Origin of the sequence: Shewanella sairae, from assembly GCF_023283535.1 — a bacterium.
Lineage (GTDB): Bacteria > Pseudomonadota > Gammaproteobacteria > Enterobacterales > Shewanellaceae > Shewanella > Shewanella sairae.
In genome coordinates, this window is sequence record NZ_JAKILT010000042.1 from 26,687 (window position 1) to 45,770 (window position 19,084).

17 protein-coding genes are annotated in these 19,084 nt (G+C 43.0%); 4 read left to right on the forward strand and 13 right to left on the reverse strand.

Annotated elements, in window-relative coordinates; genetic code table 11:
- Window positions 1-32: 32 nt before the first annotated feature.
- From lpxD to rpsB, 11 genes are all read right to left on the reverse strand, one after another.
- Window positions 33-1,049 carry a UDP-3-O-(3-hydroxymyristoyl)glucosamine N-acyltransferase gene (gene lpxD, locus L2748_RS16380; protein ID WP_220781431.1) on the reverse strand — a complete coding sequence of 339 codons (1,017 nt, stop codon included), beginning with the start codon at window positions 1,047-1,049 and terminating at the stop codon, window positions 33-35.
- A 4-nt stretch (window positions 1,050-1,053) separates the two neighbouring features.
- Window positions 1,054-1,551 carry an OmpH/Skp family outer membrane protein gene (locus L2748_RS16385; protein ID WP_220781447.1) on the reverse strand — a complete coding sequence of 166 codons (498 nt, stop codon included), beginning with the start codon at window positions 1,549-1,551 and terminating at the stop codon, window positions 1,054-1,056.
- A 57-nt stretch (window positions 1,552-1,608) separates the two neighbouring features.
- Window positions 1,609-4,092 carry an outer membrane protein assembly factor BamA gene (gene bamA, locus L2748_RS16390; RefSeq protein WP_220781432.1) on the reverse strand — a complete coding sequence of 828 codons (2,484 nt, stop codon included), beginning with the start codon at window positions 4,090-4,092 and terminating at the stop codon, window positions 1,609-1,611.
- Between the two features lie 31 nt (window positions 4,093-4,123).
- Window positions 4,124-5,494 carry a sigma E protease regulator RseP gene (gene rseP, locus L2748_RS16395; RefSeq protein ID WP_220781433.1) on the reverse strand — a complete coding sequence of 457 codons (1,371 nt, stop codon included), beginning with the start codon at window positions 5,492-5,494 and terminating at the stop codon, window positions 4,124-4,126.
- A 14-nt stretch (window positions 5,495-5,508) separates the two neighbouring features.
- A complete protein-coding gene (ispC, locus tag L2748_RS16400; RefSeq protein ID WP_220781434.1) occupies window positions 5,509-6,699 on the reverse strand; it encodes a 1-deoxy-D-xylulose-5-phosphate reductoisomerase in 1,191 nt (396 codons plus the stop codon).
- Between the two features lie 4 nt (window positions 6,700-6,703).
- Window positions 6,704-7,561 (reverse strand): phosphatidate cytidylyltransferase, encoded by an 858-nt coding sequence (locus L2748_RS16405; protein WP_220781435.1) that lies wholly within the window; start codon window positions 7,559-7,561, stop codon window positions 6,704-6,706.
- Between the two features lie 19 nt (window positions 7,562-7,580).
- A complete protein-coding gene (uppS, locus tag L2748_RS16410) occupies window positions 7,581-8,381 on the reverse strand; it encodes a polyprenyl diphosphate synthase (RefSeq protein ID WP_220781436.1) in 801 nt (266 codons plus the stop codon).
- Window positions 8,382-8,621: 240 nt separating this feature from the next.
- On the reverse strand, window positions 8,622-9,179 hold the full coding sequence (gene frr, locus L2748_RS16415) for a ribosome recycling factor (RefSeq protein WP_220781437.1): 558 nt from the start codon (window positions 9,177-9,179) through the stop codon (window positions 8,622-8,624).
- A 32-nt stretch (window positions 9,180-9,211) separates the two neighbouring features.
- On the reverse strand, window positions 9,212-9,940 hold the full coding sequence (gene pyrH / locus L2748_RS16420; RefSeq protein ID WP_220781438.1) for a UMP kinase: 729 nt from the start codon (window positions 9,938-9,940) through the stop codon (window positions 9,212-9,214).
- A gap of 144 nt (window positions 9,941-10,084) precedes the next feature.
- On the reverse strand, window positions 10,085-10,936 hold the full coding sequence (gene tsf, locus L2748_RS16425; RefSeq protein WP_220781439.1) for a translation elongation factor Ts: 852 nt from the start codon (window positions 10,934-10,936) through the stop codon (window positions 10,085-10,087).
- Between the two features lie 133 nt (window positions 10,937-11,069).
- Window positions 11,070-11,798, reverse strand: coding sequence for a 30S ribosomal protein S2 (gene rpsB / locus L2748_RS16430; protein WP_012156108.1), 729 nt, complete (start codon window positions 11,796-11,798; stop codon window positions 11,070-11,072).
- Window positions 11,799-12,053: 255 nt separating this feature from the next.
- Here rpsB and map point away from each other — a divergent pair, with 255 nt between their 5' ends.
- From map to L2748_RS16450, 4 genes are all read left to right on the forward strand, one after another.
- Window positions 12,054-12,893: a type I methionyl aminopeptidase gene (map, locus tag L2748_RS16435; RefSeq protein WP_276516290.1), complete on the forward strand. Its 840-nt coding sequence runs from the start codon at window positions 12,054-12,056 to the stop codon at window positions 12,891-12,893.
- Between the two features lie 258 nt (window positions 12,894-13,151).
- Window positions 13,152-15,707: a bifunctional uridylyltransferase/uridylyl-removing protein GlnD gene (gene glnD, locus L2748_RS16440; RefSeq protein WP_220781441.1), complete on the forward strand. Its 2,556-nt coding sequence runs from the start codon at window positions 13,152-13,154 to the stop codon at window positions 15,705-15,707.
- A 33-nt stretch (window positions 15,708-15,740) separates the two neighbouring features.
- Window positions 15,741-16,565 (forward strand): 2,3,4,5-tetrahydropyridine-2,6-dicarboxylate N-succinyltransferase, encoded by an 825-nt coding sequence (gene dapD, locus L2748_RS16445; protein WP_220781442.1) that lies wholly within the window; start codon window positions 15,741-15,743, stop codon window positions 16,563-16,565.
- 212 nt (window positions 16,566-16,777) lie between these two features.
- Window positions 16,778-17,119 carry a DUF3718 domain-containing protein gene (locus tag L2748_RS16450; RefSeq protein WP_220781443.1) on the forward strand — a complete coding sequence of 114 codons (342 nt, stop codon included), beginning with the start codon at window positions 16,778-16,780 and terminating at the stop codon, window positions 17,117-17,119.
- Window positions 17,120-17,191: 72 nt separating this feature from the next.
- Here the strand turns inward: L2748_RS16450 and purU are convergent, their stop codons facing one another.
- Both purU and L2748_RS16460 read right to left on the reverse strand, forming a co-directional pair.
- The gene (gene purU, locus L2748_RS16455) at window positions 17,192-18,025 is read right to left on the reverse strand and encodes a formyltetrahydrofolate deformylase (RefSeq protein ID WP_220781444.1); all 834 of its coding nucleotides are present in this window, start codon (window positions 18,023-18,025) and stop codon (window positions 17,192-17,194) included.
- A gap of 261 nt (window positions 18,026-18,286) precedes the next feature.
- Window positions 18,287-18,751 (reverse strand): flavodoxin, encoded by a 465-nt coding sequence (locus tag L2748_RS16460; protein WP_220781445.1) that lies wholly within the window; start codon window positions 18,749-18,751, stop codon window positions 18,287-18,289.
- Window positions 18,752-19,084: the final 333 nt, after the last annotated feature.

Sequence of the window (19,084 nt, forward strand, 5' to 3'; positions counted from 1 at the left end):
AAAACTTTCCTTTATCTGCTCAAAGCAGTCATTTACTTTACGTTATTTTCCAGCGTTTTAACGCGCTGAAATAGCGTATCTAGCTGTCTAAAACGAACGGTATTTTTACGCCACAGCTTATTATCCATTGCAACAGTTGCCGATGAATAAATGCCTTTTTCACGGATAACGCTGGTGACATTGGTACCACCAGAAACGTGAACTCCATCAGCAATACTTAAGTGGCCAGAAATGGCACTGTTACCACCTATAATACAATATTTACCGATAGTCACACTGCCCGCTACCACTGTAGAGCCAGCAATAGCAGTATTAGCGCCGATAATATCGTTATGGGCAATCTGAACTTGGTTATCAATAATAACCCCGTCATGAATTTCAGTGTGATCAATTGCGCCACGGTCAACGGTCGTATTAGCACCGATTTCAACTCGGTCACCAATGCGTACACCACCGGTTTGCGGGATCTTAATCCACTCACCGCGCTCGTTCGCATAACCAAAGCCATCTGAACCTAAAACTGCACCTGAGTGAATAATACAATCTTGGCCTAAATGTACATTGTGATAAACAGTTACATTCGCCCATAGGCGAGTGTTTGAGCCAATTATGCTATCTTGACCAACAACGCTGCCTGCACCAATCTGTACGTCATTACCTAAAATAACGTTTTCACCAATAACGGCATTTGCACCTATCGCAACACCATCGCCTAGCATAGCAGAAGCCGCTATTTGTGCAGATGGGTGGATACTGTCAGCAGCCTTTGGCGTTGTATCAAGAAATTGTGCAATGCGAGCGAAACCCACATAAGGGTCATTTAATACAATCGCATTGCCTACAAAATCTTCAGCATCTTTTGGCGTCATTAAGATCGCAGACGCAGCTGAAGTAGCCAGCTGCGAACGATACTTAGAATTTGCCAAGAAAGAGATTTGACCTGAACCTGCACCGTCCAAGGTGCCTACAGCTGAAATTTCAACTGTTTCATCACCTTGAACGTCTGCATTTAAATGGTCTGCCAATACTCTTAAAGTATAGCTTTTCATCTAATTAGTTGCCTTTACCTAAAGCTTCAACCACCTTGTTACTGATGTCAGCGCTTGGCTTAACATAGATAACGGCACCACGTTGAAGTACCATGTCATATTGCTCTTTTTCAGCAATAGTATTAATTGTTTTTTGCACTTGAAGTAGTAGCTTGTTTTGCTCTTCTCCGTTACGACGACGCATATCTTCATCTAACGCTTTGCCTTTTAATTGTAGCTCAGCTTTCATAGATTCCATTTTACGCACCATTTCAGTCTTCTGAGTCTCGCTCATCAGTGCTGCGTCACGCTGTTGCTTTTCTAGCAAACCACGAAGCTCTTCCTGCATCTTTTGTACTGCAGCAACACGATCACCGAACTCAGACTTCAGTGTCTCGTTCACTTGTTCACGTTGTGGTAGCTGCTCAAAAACGGCTTGCATATCAACAACAGCAATCTTTTCAGCGTGCGCTGCTAACGGCGCACCTAAAAGAACCAAAACCATCATTGCGCGATTCAACATCTTATTCAAAACAAACTCCTTGATTCAGCAAAACTTGCCGATTGTAATAAATTGATTTTAGAAAGTTTTACCAATATTAAACGAGAAGATTTCAGTTTCATCATCCTCGAATTCCTTGATTGGCCATGCAAGGCTAAATACCATTGGTCCCATCGGCGATAACCATTGCACGCTCATGCCCCAAGAGGCACGAATACGGCTCGGATCACTATAATCTTCTAGTCTATCAAACTCTTCAACTGGAAGGTAACGATACGAATCGTAGTCAAACTCAGTATCCCATACGTTACCCGCATCAACGAAGAAACTGGTACGTACAGAATTTGTATAAGCCTCATCCAAGAATGGTGTCGGCACAATCAATTCTAAACTGGCGGTTGCAATGGCGTTACCACCAATAGAACGCCCTGAACTCACCTGAATTTGATTAGGGTCACCCGGTAAACTACAACCGTCACCAGATGGATCCGGTGCACAAGGCTCGCTACCACGGTATAGGTAGAATGAACGTGGACCTACTGAGTTAGACTTAAAGCCACGCAGTGAACTACTACCGCCTGAGTAATAGTTCTCCCAGAAAGGAAGGATTTGGTCATTATCGTTAAACTGACCATAACCATTACCATAACCTAAACGCGCACGTGCTAGCATAACGAAGCTATGCTTACGATCGATAGGGAAATAGAAGTTAGTATCAAAATCTGCTTTAAAATACTGCAAATCTGAACCCGGTACCGTCATCTTACCGTTCAAACGCTGTGATGAGCCATCTGATGGGAAGGTTCCGCGGTTCAAGTTACTGCGAGACCAACCTAAGCTCAACTCGAAGTTGTCAAAGCTCAAGCCTGCGTTAGGATCATCACTGTCACGATAAATGTCGTAAAAACGAATCGCCTGCTCATAAGCTGAAATTTCAGAAATTTCGTTATGACGATAACCAATACCACCGTTAATTCGGTTATATTCGTTGATCGGGAAACCAGAGTTTAATGCAATACCGTAAGAGCTATTCTTATAGGCTTCAAGGTTTGCCTCGTCCGCATCAAACTCACTCCAATAAATACTACCACCTAGGCTTACGCCATCTTTAGTAAAGTATGGATCGGTATAGTTAATATTAACGTTCTTCGAATACTTATTAGTGTTTAAGTTAACCCCAGCTTGGTTACCTGTACCAAGGAAGTTACTTTGCTGCACACCAAACTGCAAACTCAGCCCCGATTCAGTACCATAACCCACACCGGCGTTAAATGAACCTGATGGCTGCTCTTTCACGTTAAAGGCTACGTCGACTAAATCGTCAGTACCTGGAACCTGCACTGTTTCAGTATCAACCGTTTCAAAGTAACCAAGACGGTTAAGGTTTGACTTAGATAACTCGACTTGTCCAGAGTTAAGCCACGCACCTTCCATCTGACGTAGTTGACGACGCATTACTTCATCTTTAGTAACCGTGTTACCCGTGAAGTTAATGTTACGAACATACACACGCTTACCTGGCTTAATATTGATATTTAGATTAACTTCTTTAGTTTCATCATCAATTTCAGGGTAGGTTTTAACTTCTGGGTATGCGTAACCATATCGACCTAGATACTTACCGTACATTTCTTCGGTAAAGGTCACATCACCGCCGTTATACATATCGCCAGCTTTTAACGGTAAAATGGCTTCTAACAGCTCCTCTTTACCCATTAAATCACCGGTTAGATTAACGTCTTTGACCTTATACTGTTCACCTTCATCAACATTGATAGTGATATATAGACCTTTACGATCAGGTGTCATAGCAACCTGAGTCGATGTCACATCAAAACGAATATAACCGCGGTTTTGATAGTATGTCTTAATGGTTTCCAAATCTGCTTGCAGCTTCTGCTTTTGGTAGCGACGCTCGCCAAACAGATCCCACCAGGCAACATAGTCTTTAAGCTCTAACATACCAATTAACTCGGCATCGCTAAACTCGGTGTTACCCACTACGTTGATTTGACGAATTTCAGCCGCTAAGCCTTCAGTGAAGGTGAATTTAAGCTCAACTCGGTTACGAGGTAAGTTAATAATTTCAGCCTTAACTTTAGCGCCGTATTTACCGACACCATAATAGAAATCTTGTAGACCTTTCTCAATACCAGAAAGCATAGTGCGGTCAAGTGATTCACCGATTTTTACACCAGAGCCATCTAAGCTCTCCTGCAACTGCTCATCTTTAATATCTTTGTTACCTTCAAAAGTAACAGAGCTAATGGTAGGTCTTTCAGTGACTTTCACAACCAGAATATTACCATCCCGGAGCACTTCTATTTTTTCGAAGTTAGTCGATGCATATAAGCTTTTAATCGCTTGCTGCAATTTTAATTGATCAACAGTATCCCCTACCTTCACAGGTAAGTTAAGCAAAGCCGCACCGAGTGCCACTCGCTGTAAACCTTCAACTTGGATATCAGCTACTTCAAAAGGTTGGAATGTTTCGGCCCAACCGTTCCCTGAAAAAGACGCTCCGACTAATAACATCGAGGCAAAAAGTTTATTCAATCTCATAGAGCACTTCTAATTATTTGTCTGTCCTTGCTCAGAGTCGGGAAAAGTCATTGAAAAGCGCAACGCTCATCAACATCAGCAGCAAAGCTGCCCCAATTCTGAATCCAATTTCCTGTACCTTCTCCGGTACAGGCCTGCCTGTAATTACCTCAACGAAGTAATACAAAAGGTGTCCCCCATCGAGCACTGGCAAAGGCAATAAGTTAATAATGCCTAAGTTAACGCTAATCAATGCGAGAAATCCTAAAAAATATACCAGTCCGACGTTAGCACTATTACCTGCACCTTGTGCAATTGAAATAGGGCCACTCAAATTTTTAACCGAAACGTCACCAGTAAATAACTTGCCAATCATCTTAATGCTGACAGAGACAAGTTGCCATGTTTTATCGACCGCAACCGGAAAAGATTCTAAAAATCCATATTCCAACTGCACTTTCATATTCTCAGGCCAAGGTTCTGCCGTTGGCGCAACACCAATAACCCCCTCAAGTTTGCCTGCGGCATTCTCGCGTGATTTTGGCGTAACGGTCATTTTCAACTGTTCACCGTTACGGCGTACCGTAATCGTAATCGACTTATTCGCTGAATTTTGTACAATCTCAACAAAACGTGGCCAATCTTTATATTTCTCGCCATCGATTGCGACTAAGGTATCACCTACCTTAATCCCTGCAAGCCCAGCGGCACCATCTTCGGTTACCATACCAAGTTCAGGTAAAATAGAAGGACGATACATCCCAAGACCAATCGCTGTGATTGGCAATTCTTTCTCAGGATTAAACTTCCAACCTTGGGTATTTAACGAATAAGTTTTTTCATCGCCTGAAGCACCTTCTAAACGCGACAAAGGCGCAACAGTGACATCAACCTTGCTATCGCCAATATGGCCGGCCAATGCAAGATTCACTTCTTCCCAATCTCTGACCTTCTGGCCACCGACGGCAATGACTTGCATAGGTTCTTTAACGATAATTTGCGCAGCGGGAGTGCCGGCAATCGTTGAATCGATAACAGGCTTTACAGCGGGAACACCAATTAGATACATGGCATAAAGTGCGACTATTGCAAACAGGAAGTTAGCAATTGGTCCAGCACTGACAATCGCAATTCTCTGCCAAACGCTTTTACGGTTAAAGGCTTGGTCTTTCAGCTCTTCAGGGACTTCATCAACACGCTCATCAAGCATTTTGACGTAGCCACCAAGCGGGATCATCGCCAGCACATACTCAGTGCCGTCTTGGCCCGTCTTGCGCCAAATTGCTTTACCAAAGCCAATAGAGAAGCGCTCAACTTTAACGCCACAGCGACGCGCCACCCAAAAGTGCCCGTATTCGTGGGCAGCAATTAAAATCCCTAAAGCAACAATAAAAGAACCGAGGTTCCATAAAAAATCGATCATTCCTTTCCTCTGAACTAATTCAGCTTACTGATGGCATCTAACGTATATCTGCGGCTCTGTGAATCTAATGCCAAAATATCGTCAATATTATTTAATGGATGCGTTGCCGTATTCATTAAGCTCTGTTCGTTTATTTTTGCTATATCGGTGAAACGGATTTTGCCATCTAAAAATGCCTGTACAGAAATTTCATTGGCTGCATTCAATACCGTCGTTGCCTCTTGACCTTGCTTACATGCTTCAATCGCTAACGCTAAACAAGGGAAACGATTAAAGTCAGGTTCTAAGAAGCTTAACTGTCCGACTTTGAAAAAATCTAAAGGTTCAACTCCAGAGGCAATTCTCTGTGGAAAAGACATACAATGCGCAATTGGAGTGCGCATATCAGGGTTACCTAATTGCGCTAATACCGAACCATCGCGGTACTGCACCATTGAATGAATCACGCTTTGCGGATGAATAACCACTTTTAGCTGGTCTTGGCTTGCATTAAACAACCAACGCGCCTCAATATACTCAAGACCCTTGTTCATCATGGTTGCCGAATCAACAGAGATTTTACGCCCCATTGACCAGTTAGGATGCTTACAAGCCTGATCAGGCGTCATAGCAGATAGCGCAGACAAGTCTGACGTTAAGAATGGACCACCCGACCCCGTCAACAAAATATGCGATACGCCTGCGCCAGTTAAATCACAACGGCCAATCTCTAATTGTGAGCGCTCAGACAAACATTGGAAGATAGCATTATGCTCACTATCCACAGGCAGAACTTGTGCACCAGATTTTTGCATCGCCTCAATAAATAATTGGCCAGACATCACCAAAGACTCTTTGTTAGCAAGCAGTACTCGCTTACCCGCATTAACCGCTGCTAACGTTGAAGGCAGTCCGGCAGCACCGACTATCGCCGCCATCACAGTATCAACTTCATTACTGCTGACGAGTGATAACAGCTCATCTTCACCTGTCGTGACTTCAATCGATAAATGGCTAGGCAGTTGCTCTTTTAACGCTGTCGCTGCTGTAGCATCGACCATATGGGCAATTTTAGGCTGATGTAAAGCACAGATCTCTAGCATCTTTGCGACATTGGTATTTGCCACTAAAGCGTACACTTTGTACTGCTCTGGATTACACGCGACCACACTTAATGTGCTGGTTCCTATTGAACCCGTTGCGCCTAAAATCACCATATTTTGCATTTAGTTACATCCAAAAAGCTATATAGATTAATGTGAATATCGGTAAGGCAGCCGTTAGGCTATCAATTCTATCTAATACGCCACCGTGACCTGGTAGGATAGTGCCTGAATCTTTAATCTTAGCTACGCGCTTAAACATACTTTCAGACAAGTCGCCCACCGCCGATGCGAGTGCGGTAAACAATGTCACTGCAATCAGTAAACCTAATTCTTGTTCAGGTGAAGCATACATCACACCAGCAACAACTATCATAGTGGTGAGTAAACCGCCCAATAGACCTTCAATGGTCTTAGCCGGACTCACATTAGGCATCAGTTTTCGTTTACCAAAGCGCTTACCTGCAAAGTAAGCACCAGAGTCTGTCGCCCATACAACTAACATCACTAAGAAAACTAGCGTTGCGCCATAATATGGCGATGCTTGAGTGCTTAACCCTTTAAGTGCAAGTAAAGATACAAAACAAGGAATGAGCGTTAACTGACCAAACATGGACTTAAGTATGTGGCTTTTTTCCCAAAAATTTGCACTTTTAGGGAATGAAAGTACCATGAAGAATGATAGAAACCACCAAAAACCACCGATGAGAATCACCCCCAAAAATATCGGGTGTAACATACCTCTAAGCCAAATTTCATCTGCTGGCACTAGGATATTTAGTGCAACCAACAAGACTCCGATAGTGACGGTAAAGCTCCACTGTGTCATATTGCAGCGGCTATCAATGATACGCCCCCACTCCTTAGCGGCAATTAAAAATACTCCCAATAGTGCCCAAGAGAAATACTCATTCGGTAAACCGAAGATGGCACCAAAAACTAAGGGGATTAACCAAATTGCTGTTATTATTCGTTGTTTTAGCAAAAAACTTCCCTCATTATTATTACAAAGAGCGGATGGTATCGATTTGAGTTCCAGTCAAACCGAATCGACGTTGGCGATTAGCAAAAATTGCTATCGCGTCTTTGAACGCATCCTCATCAAAATCTGGCCAAAGTGTGTCAGTAAAAACTAACTCGGCGTATGCCGCTTGCCATAAAACAAAATTGCTGATCCGGTAATCACCACCAGTGCGGATCATTAAATCGACTTCAGCTTGCTCTTGCATACAAAGATGCTCGCTTAAAGCCTCTTCGGTAAACTGAGTACTGCTCATTTCACCCGTTTCAATCTTTGCAGCCAGCTTCTGCGCCGCTTGCATGATATCCCAACGACCACCGTAATTAGCAGCAACATTTAGGACCAAGTCTTTATTGTCGGCGGTTTTCTCTTCAGCCGCAGCAATCTGTTTTTGCAGACGTGGAGAAAAACGGCTGGTATCACCAATAATATTAAGGCGAACACCATTGTTGTGTAACAGCTTAAGCTCACGCTGTAACACAGTAAAAAACAGTTCCATTAACAAGCTGACTTCTTTGTCAGGTCTGCGCCAATTTTCGCTTGAAAACGCAAACAAAGTTAATGATTCCACACCCAGTTTACGGGCTGTGCTTACCGCTCGTCTAACAGCCTTAACACCGGCCTTATGACCAATAACGCGAGGCTTTCCCTGAGCCTGTGCCCAACGTCCATTGCCGTCCATAATGATAGCAACGTGTTTAGGGATCGACTGTTTTACCAAGGCGGATATTTCGCTTGGTAAGGTCTGAACATCTTCTTTGCCAGACTGGGAATCGATTGACATCTATTACAACCCTTAAAAATAGACAAACGCCGTGTAGTATAACTCTACACGGCGTCTGAACTCTAGGGCATGTTGTTCATTCAAGTTTAATTTTTGTTCGAGCTCATCGCTTTTGTTACAAGGCGTGAGCTATAAGGCTTAATACTGAACGTAAAAAGAACGCTATATCTCACTAAAAAAGCCAAAACGAGTCAAAAATCTAATTGAAATAACCAACACTCCCTATCTGAGCAGTTCTAATTAGAACTCCATCAGCTCTTTTTCTTTTGCTACTAGGATTTCGTCAACTAGTTTGATGTGCGCATCAGTTAGCTTTTGCACATCATCTTCACTGCGGCGAACGTCATCTTCAGTACACTCTTTTTCTTTCTCTAACTCTTTAACACTTGAGTTAGCGTCACGACGTACGTTACGGATAGCAATACGGCCATTTTCAGCTTCAGCGCGAACAACCTTGATTAGGTCTTTACGACGTTCTTCAGTTAGTGCTGGCAATGGAATACGAATTGTCGCACCCGCTGACATTGGGTTTAGACCAAGATCAGAGCTCATGATCGCCTTTTCAACTGCTGCAATCATAGTACGGTCGAATACTGATACAGTCAGTGTACGTGCATCACCAATAGATACACTTGCAACTTGCTTAAGCGGAGTCAGCGAACCGTAGTAAGGTACTTGGATAGTATCCAATAAGCTTGGGTGTGCACGGCCTGTACGAACTTTAGCCATTTGAGTTTTGGTTGACTCAACACACTTGTCCATACGAGTTTGCGCATCGCTCTTAATTTCGTTAATCACGTTATATGTCCTTTTAAGTCACTAAATATAGCTTAATCAGCTTTAATCATTGTGCCTTCTTGCTCGCCCATGATTACGCGGCGCAGTGCACCTGGCTTATTCATGTTAAATACTAGCAATGGCATGTTATGGTCTCTGGCCATAGTGAATGCAGCCAAATCCATTACTTTCAATTCTTTTTCGAGTACTTCATTGTACCCCATAACATCATACTTGACGGCATCTGGGTTTTTAACCGGATCATCTGAATATACGCCGTCAACTTTTGTGCCTTTAATCACAACTTCTGCTTCAATCTCAATACCACGTAAACACGCAGCAGAGTCAGTCGTACAGAATGGGTTACCTGTACCTGCAGCAAAAATAACAACACGGCCTGATTTTAGCAAACTAATTGCTTCAGCCCAGTTGTAGTCATCACACACGCCTTTTAGCGGAATGGCTGACATTAAACGTGCATTTACGTATGCACGGTGCAATGAATCACGCATTGCTAAGCCGTTCATCACTGTTGCCAACATGCCCATATGGTCGCCTACTACGCGGTTCATACCCGCTGTAGCTAGACCTTCGCCACGGAACAAGTTACCACCGCCAATGACAACACCCACTTGAATACCGAGTTCAACAAGCTCTTTGATCTCTTGTCCCATACGATCGAGAACTTTAGGATCAATGCCGAAGCCTTCTTCACCCATTAGGGCTTCACCACTTAGTTTTAAAAGAACACGACGAAAAGCAGGTTTAGGATTGGTACTCATATTTATTAGTCCTGATTATGGCGATAGGGGTTATACACTCAACTCATTTATTAGCGTTTTATCTAACTAATACAAAAAACCAGTTGATTATATACGATAAGACCGCAGCAATTGCTACGGTCTTATGTGTACTAAGAAAGGAAATTAACCTTTGTTAGTAGCAGCGATTTGTGCAGCAACTTCTGCAGCGAAATCTTCTTCTTTTCTTTCAATACCTTCACCAACTTCTAAACGAATGAAGTTAGTTACTGAAGCGCCTTTCTCTTTAAGAATTTCGGCAACAGTTTTCTTTGGTTCCATGATGAAAGCTTGACCAGTAAGAGAAACCTCACCAGTAAACTTCTTCATACGACCGATAACCATTTTCTCAGCGATTTCAGCAGGCTTGCCTTCGTTCATTGCGATTTCGATTTGTAGAGCTTTTTCTTTCTCAACAACTTCCGCAGGAACGTCTGAAGGGTTAACGTATTCAGGCTTAGAAGCAGCAACGTGCATTGCGATGTGCTTTAGAGTCTCTTCGTCAGCTTCACCAGTAACAACAACACCGATACGCTCGCCGTGACGGTATTCAGCTAGGTTAGCGCCATCGATGTACTCAACGCGACGTACGTTGATGTTTTCACCGATTTTAGCAACTAGAGCAACACGAGTTTCTTCAAACTGCTCTTTAAGTGCTTCGATAGTTACTTTAGATGCAGCAGCAACTTCTAGTACTTCGTTAGCGAAGCCTAGGAAGTTAGAATCTTTTGCTACGAAGTCTGTTTGACAGTTAACTTCTAGTAGAGCAGCGTAACCTTCGCCTTGCTTGATAAGGATAGTACCTTCAGCAGCGATGTTACCCGCTTTTTTAGCAGCCTTAGCAGCACCGCTCTTACGCATGTTATCAATTGCTAACTCGATGTCACCGTTAGTTTCAGTCAGTGCTTTTTTACAGTCCATCATGCCAGCGCCAGTGCGGTCACGAAGTTCTTTAACTTGGGCAGCAGTAATTGCCATTGCTAAATCCTCTACAGATAATTTTTCAAATTCAATAGATAAGAAACAGGGGCCAATCATTTGAATGAAAGTGCCCCTGTTCACCAATCATGTATCTTGGTTAATAAGGGTGATGAAAATTCATCAACCGATATTATTCAGCTTCTACGAAACCGTCTTGTTCAGCTTGAACAGCTAGGTCTTGACCACGGCCAGCTTTCGCAGCAGCAGCAACAGACTGAGTGTATAGACGGATAGAACGCATAGCATCATCATTACCAGGAATGATGTAGTTGATACCGTCTGGAGAAGAGTTTGTATCAACAACAGCAACAACAGGAATACCTAGGTTGTTAGCTTCTTTAATAGCGATATGCTCGTGGTCAGCACCGATAACGAAAATTACGTCTGGTAGGCCAGCCATGTTCTTGATACCACCTAGAGACTTCTCTAGCTTATCAAGTTCACGAGTACGCATTAGCGCTTCTTTCTTAGTCAGCTTGTCGAAAGTACCGTCTACAGACTGGCTTTCAAGGTCTTTAAGACGCTTGATTGATTGACGAACTGTTTTCCAGTTAGTCAACATACCACCTAACCAACGGTGATCAACGTAGTACTGATCACAAGAAACAGCAGCTTCTTTGATAGCTTCGCTTGCAGCACGCTTAGTACCAACAAAAAGAACTTTACCTTTCTTAGATGCAACGTTGCTGATGAAAGCAAGTGCTTCGTTGAACATTGGTACAGTGTGCTCTAGGTTGATGATGTGAACACCGTTACGAGCGCCGAAGATGAATGGCTTCATCTTTGGGTTCCAGTAACGAGTCTGGTGACCGAAGTGAACACCGGCTTGTAGCATGTCGCGCATTGAAACTGTAGTCATTTTATTTACCTTAAAAAATGGGGGTTAGACCTCCACATATCCCATATCTTCGACCCGATTATGGGCACCCCGAAGAACGTGTCGATATGTGTGTGATTTAGTATTTATCAATAGCCATGTATAATGGCCGCCATCTTAACTCGGGCGAATCACCTAAAGTGATAACGACAAGAGTCAAACATAACGGCGCGCTTTATACCATAATATGAAAAAAAGCACAAATATTTACGTCGTTTTTCGTGCATAATCGTCATATTGAAAGACGACAAATTAAAGACAAAGAGACATCAGAAAATGAGTATAGTAATTAAGACAGCTGAAGAGATTGAAAAAATGCGTGCTGCGGGTAAATTAGCCGCTCAAGTACTCGAAATGATTGCTCCGTATGTAAAAGCGGGCGCGACGACCAATGAATTAAACGATATTTGTGCCAAATTTACTGAAGAAAATGGTGCGATTTCAGCCCCACTTGATTACCACGGTTTTCCAAAGTCAATCTGTACCTCAATTAACGATGTGATCTGTCACGGCATTCCAAGTGATCGTGCGCTCGTTGATGGTGATATTGTCAATATCGATATTACCGTTATTGTTGATGGCTACCACGGTGACACATCAAAAATGTTCCTTATCGGCGATGTGAGCCCGAAAAACGTACGTCTTTGCCGCATTGCGCAAGAAGCATTGTACGTTAGCGTGAAAAAAGTACGTCCTGGTATGAAACTAGGTGAAATTGGTACCTTAATCGAAAAGTTCATCAAGTCGAAGAAAACGGGTCTTGAGAAGTACAGCATTGTGACGGACTACTGTGGTCACGGTATTGGCGCAGGCTTCCATGAAGAGCCACAAGTTATGCATTATAAAAATAATGACAAAACCGTATTGCGTCCAGGCATGTGTTTCACCATCGAGCCAATGATCAACGCAGGGCGTCACACCAGTGTATTAGATAAAAAAGACAACTGGACTGTAACCACTTCAGACGGCAAAAACTCAGCCCAGTGGGAGCACACATTATTGGTGACGCAAACAGGTGTTGAAGTGCTAACGTTAAGGGAAGAAGAGAAAGAATTACCACGTGTAATTAATCACTAACAACATTTACGTGATTTAAGTGTACAGGGCGTGCTTAGGCACGCCTTTTTATTTTCTATTGCAAATTTAAATTGCATTCGCTGCAGTTAGCGAAATCTTATTAATTTATGCTCAATTAGGCAGCAAAGTCTGCACCAAAATAAAGCAAGTTAAATAATTCCACATTAACTGATGATTTATCACCATAAAGCCCTTTAAATTAGCATTTATTGCATAGATAATCGTTGGCAACGGATCCGCTCTCGAAAAAGAGATTTGATGAATAGTGCTCAGTCTGCCAAACATGCTTTAATTGAACTAAATCAAACGATACTTGATAGCTTTAGTGCTACATCAGATGTTCGTTCGATAGTAAGCACTCGCTGCCAACACGTTGATAAGCTGCTGCAACAGCAATGGCTAGCACACCATCTTGAGCATTATCCCATTGCATTGATCGCCGTCGGCGGCTACGGCCGTGGTGAACTGCACCCACAATCTGATGTCGATCTGTTGTTTTTGACTGAAGGTGAATTATCCGTTGAAGCTGAACAGGCTCTCAGCGCCTTTATTGCATTCATCTGGGATGCCGGGCTAGAAGTTGGCCATAGTGTACGTTCTATTGAGCAAACCTTAGAGCAAGGTCGTGCAGATGTTACAGTGGCAACCAATCTACTAGAATCGCGTATACTCTGCGGTCCACAAGCGCTATTTACCCTACTCTATCGTAATATTAGACAAGCAGATTTTTGGCCAAGCAGCGAGTTTTACGTGGCGAAACGTGACGAGCAGAATGCCCGTCATAGCCGCGCTAGTGCCTTTGACTTAGAACCCAACCTAAAAAGCTGCCCTGGTGGCCTGCGTGATATTCAAACTGTTGCTTGGGTAGCAATGCGCCATTTTAATGCTGAGAAGTTTGAAGAGCTTATTCAACACGGTTTTCTTGAACCTGTCGAACTTGACGAGCTCTTAGAAGCCCAAGAGTTTTTATGGCGACTGCGCTGCTCCCTGCATTTAATTTCGGGCCGCGACGAAAACCGCTTGTTGTTTGATCTGCAACCACAAGTTGCCAAGCTAATGGGCTATGAAGATGGCACCCAACTTGCTGTTGAGCAAATGATGAAAAACTATTACCGCACAGTTAGGCGCGTAATGGAGCTAAATCAAATGCTATTGCAACTGTTTAAGCGCGCCACACTAGGCCATATCAAAGCCTTAGAAGTGGTTGCTATTGATGAAAATTTCCAACGTCGTGGTTGCTTTATAGAAAGCCTGCATAGCGATCTATTCGATACGCCAGAAAATATCTTAGCGCTTTTTTTATGGGTCGCTAAAAACTCCAATATTCAAGCTATCTATGCCGTGACACTGCGCAAGCTACGTCAGGCAAGGCGCGCGCAGCCGCAAGCCTTGATGTATCACGAGTCATGCCGCAACCTCTTTATGCAAATTTTACGACACCCTCGCGGTATAGTCGCGTTATCACTCATGCATAAACATGGCGTGTTGTCAGCTTACTTACCAGCATGGCGCGCCATTGAAGGTCAAATGCAGTTCGACCTGTTCCATGCCTATACCGTTGACGAGCATACCCATAGATTACTGCTTAATATCGAGCGTTTTGCACAGCCAGAGCAAAAAGAAGAGTTTCCATTAGGCTCAGTGCTAATCAATCAGCTGCCTAAAAAAGGCTTATTGGTATTAGGTGCCATATTTCACGATATTGCCAAAGGTCGCGGCGGCGACCACAGTAAACTCGGCGCCACTGATGCACTCGACTTTTGTAAATTACATGGCATGAACAACCATGACGGTCGACTCGTAAGCTGGTTAGTCGAAAACCACCTAGTCATGTCCGTGACCGCTCAGCGCCGCGACATATCCGATCCTGATGTGGTGGCTGATTTTGCCGAGCGCGTGCGTGATGCGGTGCATTTGAGCTATTTATACTGTCTAACCGTTGCAGACATCTGCGCCACCAATGAGCGTACCTGGAATAACTGGAAAGGCTCGCTATTAAGAGACTTATATTTTTCTACCCAACGCGTGTTAGCCCGCGGCAAAGAAAAGCCCATTGATATCCGAGCCCGTGTGCGCGAACACCAAGCTAAGGCAAAAAAAGAGCTTTTGCGTCGTGGCATAAAAGAAAAAGACATAGATAGTCTATGGCAACGCTTTAAAGCGGATTACTTCCTACGTAATCAGCCTAACCAGATTGCCTGGCATGCAGAAGCGATTATCAAGCACAAGCAAGATGAAACCTTAGTACTTATCTCAAAGCATGCTACTCGAGGTGGTACCGAACTATTTGTCTACGGTAAAGACAAACCTAAGCTATTTGCGACTGTGATGGCGATATTGGACAATAAAAACATCACTGTACACGATGCCAGTATCATGACCTCCAAAGACCAATATGCGCTAGACTCTTTTGTCATTTTGGAACAAGATGGCCAGCCAGTAAGCCAGCTTTCACGGATCCAAGGGATTAAAAAAACGTTAATTAAAGCCTTGAGTAATGAAACGCCTAAGTTGCCAAAGTTTAGAAATCTTTCAAGAAAGATGAAACCTTTTAAAGTTAGGACTCAAGTCAGTTTCCCTGAGACCCGAAGCCATGGTAAAAGTATGATGGAGCTCATCTCGCTTGACTCTCCTGGCTTACTCGCCAGAGTCGGTGAGGTACTGTATCGCTGTGAAGTCGTATTGCTAGCAGCAAAGATCACCACCATAGGTGAAAGAGCAGAAGATTTCTTTTTATTGCAGACAACGGACGGTCAGCAGCTTGATGAAAGCCAACAGAATAAATTACGTGACGCACTAGTCAGTGCTTTATAGATTTTATATTAAACAAAATATTGGGAGAAGTTAATGGAGGCTTTACGCCAACGTATTGAGGCGGCTTTTGAAGCGCGCGCAGAAATCACTCCAGCAACAGTAGAACCAAGTGTTCGTGCTGATGTTGAGAAAGCCATTGCAATGCTAGACACTGGTGAAGCCAGAGTTGCAGAAAAAATTAATGGTGAGTGGCATGTACATCAATGGCTAAAAAAAGCGGTACTGCTTTCTTTCCGCATTTTCGATAACCAAGTCATCGATGGCGCAGAAACCAAATACTTCGACAAAGTACCAATGAAATTTGCTGATTATGATGAAGCACGTTTCCGTAAAGAAGCTATCCGTGTTGTACCACCAGCGGCTGTACGTAAAGGTTCATTTATCGGTAAGAATACAGTACTAATGCCTTCTTACGTCAACCTTGGTGCGTATGTAGATGAAGGCTCTATGGTTGATACATGGGCCACTGTAGGTTCTTGTGCACAAATTGGTAAGAACGTTCACTTATCTGGCGGTGTGGGTATTGGTGGCGTTTTAGAGCCATTACAAGCTGGTCCAACGATTATTGAAGACAACTGTTTCATTGGAGCACGTTCTGAAATCGTTGAAGGCGTTATCGTTGAAGAAGGTAGCGTTATTTCAATGGGCGTATACATTGGTCAAAGCACGCGCATATTTGACCGTGAAACTGGCGAAGTACATTACGGTCGCGTTCCAGCAGGCTCTGTGGTTGTTGCTGGTAACTTGCCATCTAAGTGCGGTACTTACAGCCTTTACGCTGCGATCATCGTTAAAAAAGTAGACGAAAAGACTCGCGGAAAAGTTGGCATAAACGAACTACTACGTATCGTTGACTAGTTTGTTTACTCGTATTTAGCTGAATATTGAAGCCCGCATTAATGCGGGCTTTTTGTTGGTATATTTTCATAAGTGACACACTTCGACATCTACAGACACATTCTGCATTTGTCTCAATATTTTGATACAACTTAAACGGCTTTTTCCGTCCTTTGTTAGCCTATACGCTTAACTCAATGTTGAACCCCAATATTGAGTGTTAGGAGCAAGACATGATTAAAACATTTGCTTTAGCTGGTGCTGCACTAGCCATGTCATTTAGTGTTAATGCCGCAATGTCACCACAAATTGAACAAACCTTAGTCCAAGTCTGTAAAGCAGTTCTCAGCAACAATGTAATGACATTTAACCGCACTATGAAAGATTATCGCATTAAGAAGAGTCGCGTTTTTCCACGCTTAGTCTGCAATGGTGAAAGCTTTTACAATTTTACCGTCAATGCCGGAGCAGATAAAACCGCGAGAAAAATAGCCCCTTACAATGTCGGTTCTGTCACCATTAAAGATATTGCCATGACAGATAACGAGCAGACACTGTACGTCGTTAACTTTTAAGCCCCACGTTTTCAGTAAAAAGAGGCCTAAGCCTCTGTTTTAATATCGGTAAACTGTCGCAAAAAATACGCATTAAAACACCACGGTTTTATTACCGTATACAATCACATCTTCATTAACCACTAAGTGCAATGCCTTACTTAACACACTCTTTTCAACATCACGACCACACCGCGCAAGATCTTCAGCACTAAAGCTATGATCCACAGGAATGACATCTTGTTTAATAATGGGTCCTTCATCCAATGAGTTCGTTACAAAATGCGCCGTTGCGCCAATAATTTTGACGCCGCGTTCCCAAGCTTGTTTGTACGGTGCCGCGCCGATAAAGGCGGGTAGAAAAGAGTGATGAATATTAATAATTTTACTTGGATACTGGCTTACAAACTCAGGAGTTAGTACCCGCATAAATTTCGCTAATAAAATATAGTCAGGTCTGTAATTGGCGATAACATCAAGCATCATAGCTTCATGCTCATGGCGGTTTAACCCTTCATGGCTGATGTAATGAAAAGGAAGATCAAACTTTTCAACTAAAGGCTGCAATACCTGGTGATTACCTATCACTGCAGCAATCTCAATATCAAGTGCATCTGAATAGGACTTAATAAGAATGTCCCCCAAACAGTGCGCCTCTTTAGTCACCATGATCACCACCCGTTTTTTGCCAGCATCGACCAAACGAGTTTGGTTCTTCTCTGGCAATACCGTTTGTAATTCAGTCAATAAAGAGTTAGCAAAAGCTGGCCCTTCAAGCTCTGTACGCATAAAAAAACGACCTTGAGCATTATCAACAAACTCACTATTTTTAATGATGTTTAAACCATGGGCAAAACATACGCCAGTAATCTTGGTGATAAGTCCAGGTGCATCAGCACAATCAATAATTAACACTTTGCGTTCCATATGCCCTCTATTGTGATAAAAGTCGCCGTCTGTTCATCAAGCTACCTCGCCAAAAATCGACATTCAATCATGCAGGTAAATTTATTATCCGCTTGGCTTTTTAATTATAGATCCTGTATTTTTTAAGCTGGAATATTAAAGATACTGTAAACAAAACAGCGAGATTGAGTCCTGGCTTCACAATAACAGCAAGCTAAAATAGAGGCATAAAAAAAGCGCGTTAACGATACGCGCTTTTTATTGAACATTTGCTTGTCGCAATTAGGCTGCCAACTCTTTATCAATCAACTCATTCCAACTTGGTAACCAAGCGAGCGCTTCGACCTCTGGTTCCATCGTCTCACCTGCATCAATTTTAAGGAAGTCACCTAGACGTTTTGCGCCTAACTCTTCAAATAACGCGAGGAACTGCTCCCCTGCACCACAGAAAGTTTCGTAACTTGAATCACCTAAGCCAATCAGACCAAACTTAAGTTCGGGTAAGTAAGGCGCTTTAGACTGCATTTCGTAAAACCAAGGTTGAATATCATCAGGAATATCCCCTTGCCCTGTTGTTGAGCAAATAATCAGCAGCAATTCATCTTCTGGTGGAATAAAGCCACCAAGCTGATCAGGTTGGAAAAGGTTTACCTCTCGTCCTGAATTGGTTAATGCCTGTTGCAAGGTTTCTGCAACAAACTGCGCGCCACCATAAACTGTTCCAAAAACTAGATTCACTTTTTTCATGTTTTACTTCGCCTAAAAGCCATTTAGTTATATCCTTAACATACTGTATAGATGAACTTTGCTGCAAGCTTTGTAGCAAGAATAAAGTGACCTCAAGAAGGACTGATGCGATGAAGCATTCTTGTAGACAAAGGCACCGTAAACACTTACAACGCAGTGCTCATATCCGAAGAATGTGTTATTTCAATACTGTACAGTGCTTTAAAACTCATCATAGCCCCCTCACTGCCGAACTTGCGAATTGTAGTGGCATAGTGAATTTGGACACCAAGATGTAAGGGGTATAATCCCCATCTAAACACAAGGTGAACAAATGACCCGTAAATCAAAACC